Here is a 5,385-nt window from a genome sequence, read left to right as displayed (position 1 = left end):
TGTGTAAGCCTTCGGACTATTAGTACCAGTCAACTCCACGGGCATTCCCCGCTTCCATACCCGGCCTATCAACCCCATCATCTACAGGGATCCTCACACAACAAACGTTGCCAGGAAATCTCATCTCGAAACAGGCTTCCCGCTTAGATGCTTTCAGCGGTTATCCCTCCCGAACGTAGCCAATCAGCCATGCACCTGGCGGTACAACTGACATACCAGAGGTTCGTCCGTCCCGGTCCTCTCGTACTAAGGACAGCCTTTCTCAAATTTCCAACGCGCGCAGCGGATAGGGACCGAACTGTCTCACGACGTTCTGAACCCAGCTCGCGTACCGCTTTAATGGGCGAACAGCCCAACCCTTGGGACCAACTCCAGCCCCAGGATGCGACGAGCCGACATCGAGGTGCCAAACCATGCCGTCGATATGGACTCTTGGGCAAGATCAGCCTGTTATCCCCGAGGTACCTTTTATCCGTTGAGCGACGGCCGTTCCACAACGTACCGCCGGATCACTAGTCCCGACTTTCGTCCCTGCTCGACCTGCCAGTCTCACAGTCAAGCTCCCTTGTGCACTTACACTCAACACCTGATTGCCAACCAGGCTGAGGGAACCTTTGGGCGCCTCCGTTACACTTTAGGAGGCAACCGCCCCAGTTAAACTACCCATCAGGCACTGTCCCTGACCCGGATCACGGGCCGAAGTTAGACATCCAGAGCGACCAGAGTGGTATTTCAACAACGACTCCACAAACACTAGCGTGCCTGCTTCACAGTCTCCCACCTATCCTACACAAGCCACACCGAACACCAATACCAAACTATAGTAAAGGTCACGGGGTCTTTCCGTCCTGCTGCGCGAAACGAGCATCTTTACTCGTACTGCAATTTCGCCGAGTTCATGGTTGAGACAGTAGGGAAGTCGTTACTCCATTCGTGCAGGTCGGAACTTACCCGACAAGGAATTTCGCTACCTTAGGATGGTTATAGTTACCACCGCCGTTTACTGGGGCTTAAATTCTCAGCTTCGCCCACAAGGGGCTAACCAATCCTCTTAACCTTCCAGCACCGGGCAGGAGTCAGTCCGTATACATCGTCTTACGACTTCGCACGGACCTGTGTTTTTGATAAACAGTCGCTTCCCCCAATTCTCTGCGACCCATACACGCTCACGGTAGCAAGTACCGGTCACGCTCAAGGCTCCCCTTCTCCCGAAGTTACGGGGACATTTTGCCGAGTTCCTTAACCATGATTCTCTCGATCGCCTTAGTATTCTCTACCTGATCACCTGTGTCGGTTTCGGGTACGGGCGGCTAAAACCTCACGCCGATGCTTTTCTCGGCAGCATAGGATCACCAAATCCCCCAAACGGGGTCCCATCACGTCTCAGGCAAACACCGGCGCATTTAACAACCGGATACCCTACACGCTTAGACCACGACAACCATCGCGTGGCTTGGCTACCTTCCTGCGTCACACCTGTTAATACGTTTACCTCCAAAAATCGGGTCCTGCACTCCACCCCAAGCCCAACCACAAAGGGAAAGGCACAAAGGGCATCACACAGTTAGCATCAAAATATCAGTATGGGCGGTTTTTCACCGGTACGGGAATATCAACCCGTTATCCATCGACTACGCCTGTCGGCCTCGCCTTAGGCCCCGACTAACCCAGGGCAGATTAGCTTGACCCTGGAACCCTTGATCATCCGGCGCACGGGTTTCTCACCCGTGATTCGCTACTCATGCCTGCATTCTCACTCGCATACCCTCCACCACTGGTTCACACCGCAGCTTCACCGGATACACGACGCTCCCCTACCCAACAAGAAAAAATCTCATTGCCATAACTTCGGTGGTGTACTTGAGCCCCGCTACATTATCGGCGCAGAATCACTTGACCAGTGAGCTATTACGCACTCTTTCAAGGGTGGCTGCTTCTAAGCCAACCTCCTGGTTGTCTCAGCAACTCCACATCCTTTCCCACTTAGTACACGCTTAGGGACCTTAGTTGATGGTCTGGGCTGTTTCCCTCTCGACAATGAAGCTTATCCCCCACTGTCTCACTGCTACGCTCTAACTTACCGGCATTCGGAGTTTAGCTGACGTCAGTAACCCTGTGGGGCCCATCGGCCATCCAGTAGCTCTACCTCCGGCAAGAAACACGTAACGCTGCACCTAAATGCATTTCGGGGAGAACCAGCTATCACAGAGTTTGATTGGCCTTTCACCCCTATCCACAGCTCATCCCCTCCATTTTCAACTGAAGTGGGTTCGGTCCTCCACGACGTCTTACCGTCGCTTCAACCTGGCCATGGATAGATCACTCCGCTTCGGGTCTAGATCCTGCCACTAACACGCCCTATTCAGACTCGCTTTCGCTACGGCTTCCCCACACGGGTTAACCTCGCGACAGAACACTAACTCGCAGGCTCATTCTTCAAAAGGCACGCTGTCACCCCAAAAGGCTCCAACGGCTTGTAAGCACACGGTTTCAGGTACTATTTCACTCCCCTCCCGGGGTACTTTTCACCATTCCCTCACGGTACTGATTCACTATCGGTCACTAGAAAGTATTTAGACTTACCAGGTGGTCCTGGCAGATTCACACGAGATTCCACGAGCCCCGTGCTACTCGGGTGGCACACACGCGGTCTAACACATTTCGGCTACAGGACTCTCACCCTCTCCGGTCACCCATCCCAAGGCGTTCACCTACATGCTAGAACATCACGTCCACAGTCGATTGAAACTGTGATGCGTACTCCCACAACCCCCATGATGCAACCCTCAACCGGTATCACACACCACAGGTTTAGTCTCATCCGCTTTCGCTCGCCACTACTCACAGAATCATTTGTTATTTTCTCTTCCTGAGGGTACTGAGATGTTTCACTTCCCCCCGTTCCCTCCAACCAGCCTATACATTCAACTGGTGGTAACAAACCATGATAGCTTGCTGGGTTTCCCCATTCGGAAATCCTGGGATCAACGCCCTGTTATCGGCTCCCCCAGGCTTATCGCAGATTCACACGTCCTTCATCGGCTTCTAGTGCCAAGGCATCCACCGTGTGCCCTTAATAACTTACACACAGATAAAATCAAGAATAAATTAACCTTGACTATATTTAACTAAGTACAAAATCAAGAATCAAAGAAACACAATCCAAAAAGAATTGAGTATTCTTCAAAACATTGAAGATGCTCGCGTCCACTATACAGTTCTCAAACAACAACCCGATCAACACTCAAAAGCAACCAGAACAAACTGATCACTACTCTCATGCCGGGATACACCAAGATAACAAACAAACGCCTGCTACCTCAAAACCCAACAACGCACCAACACTACACAACACACAAACCAATCAGCACAAACCCAAAGGCCTGCACCAGAACTAACATTCCACCCATGAGCAAACCACCCAAACGACACTCGCGCTCAGCATGGCCAACTAAAAGTTGAGCTCCTTAGAAAGGAGGTGATCCAGCCGCACCTTCCGGTACGGCTACCTTGTTACGACTTAGTCCCAATCGCCAATCCCACCTTCGACGACTCCCTCCCACAAGGGGTTAGGCCATCGGCTTCGGGTGTTACCAACTTTCGTGACTTGACGGGCGGTGTGTACAAGGCCCGGGAACGTATTCACCGCAGCGTTGCTGATCTGCGATTACTAGCGACTCCGACTTCATGGGGTCGAGTTGCAGACCCCAATCCGAACTGAGACCGGCTTTTTGGGATTAGCTCAACCTCACAGTATCGCAACCCTTTGTACCGGCCATTGTAGCATGCGTGAAGCCCAAGACATAAGGGGCATGATGATTTGACGTCATCCCCACCTTCCTCCGAGTTGACCCCGGCAGTCTCCTATGAGTCCCCACCATCACGTGCTGGCAACATAGAACGAGGGTTGCGCTCGTTGCGGGACTTAACCCAACATCTCACGACACGAGCTGACGACAACCATGCACCACCTGTATACCAGCCCCAAAGGGAAACCACATCTCTGCAGCGATCCAGTATATGTCAAGCCTTGGTAAGGTTCTTCGCGTTGCATCGAATTAATCCGCATGCTCCGCCGCTTGTGCGGGCCCCCGTCAATTTCTTTGAGTTTTAGCCTTGCGGCCGTACTCCCCAGGCGGGGCACTTAATGCGTTAGCTACGGCGCGGAAAACGTGGAATGTCCCCCACACCTAGTGCCCAACGTTTACGGCATGGACTACCAGGGTATCTAATCCTGTTTGCTCCCCATGCTTTCGCTTCTCAGCGTCAGTTACAGCCCAGAGACCTGCCTTCGCCATTGGTGTTCCTCCTGATATCTGCGCATTTCACCGCTACACCAGGAATTCCAGTCTCCCCTACTGCACTCTAGTTAGCCCGTACCCACTGCAAACCCGGAGTTAAGCCCCGGGCTTTCACAGCAGACGCGACAAACCGCCTACAAGCTCTTTACGCCCAATAATTCCGGACAACGCTCGCGCCCTACGTATTACCGCGGCTGCTGGCACGTAGTTAGCCGGCGCTTCTTCTGCAGGTACCGTCACTTTCGCTTCTTCCCTGCTGAAAGAGGTTTACAACCCGAAGGCATTCATCCCTCACGCGGCGTCGCTGCATCAGGCTTGCGCCCATTGTGCAATATTCCCCACTGCTGCCTCCCGTAGGAGTCTGGGCCGTGTCTCAGTCCCAGTGTGGCCGGTCACCCTCTCAGGCCGGCTACCCGTCGTCGCCTTGGTGAGCCGTTACCTCACCAACAAGCTGATAGGCCGTGAGCCCATCTAAAACCAGTACAAACCCTTTCCACCAGCATCCCATGCGGGAACTAGTCGTATCCGGTATTAGACCTCGTTTCCAAGGCTTATCCCAGAGTTAAAGGCAGGTTACTCACGTATTACTCACCCGTTCGCCACTAATCCAACCAGTGCAAGCACCGGTCATCATCGTTCGACTTGCATGTGTTAAGCACGCCGCCAGCGTTCGTCCTGAGCCAGAATCAAACTCTCCGTTAGAAAACAAAAAAAGTTGATGATCCTAGTCTCGATTTGATAGCGAACCATTCACCACGGGGTGGTGTGGTTCAAGCTGACGAATCTGAAACCATATGATTATCAAATTCACACCCAACCAGCCACAAAGACCAGATCAGGTGCATCTAATGTATAAATATTTGGTATCAGTTCTATTTCCGCACCACCTGCACCCCTCATATTTATCGGGACCCAGTATTTGTGGTGTGGACGATTAGAATGTTATGTTTATAACATTGGTACGCTATTGAGTTTTCAAGCAACAGACCACCATCAAACCTTCACAAGCCAAGCAGGCTGGTGCGGTTTTCGATGCGGTTTCTTGGTTGTCACCGTTTTTGGCAACTCGTCTAGTCTATCGCGT

Annotated in this window: 2 rRNA genes; both read right to left on the bottom strand. The window is 52.3% G+C overall.

The window, feature by feature from the left end:
- Nucleotides 1–3,087: ribosomal RNA gene (locus ACN082_RS10335) — 23S ribosomal RNA — on the bottom strand.
- Between the two features lie 384 nt (nt 3,088–3,471).
- Nucleotides 3,472–5,003: ribosomal RNA gene (locus tag ACN082_RS10330) — 16S ribosomal RNA — on the bottom strand.
- Together the 16S and 23S rRNA genes form the textbook arrangement of a ribosomal RNA operon.
- Between the last annotated feature and the right edge of the window lie 382 nt (nt 5,004–5,385).

Origin of the sequence: Rothia sp. CCM 9417 (genome assembly GCF_048513575.1) — a bacterium.
Lineage (GTDB): Bacteria > Actinomycetota > Actinomycetes > Actinomycetales > Micrococcaceae > Rothia.
This window is presented reverse-complemented; position numbering and strand designations above follow the sequence as displayed.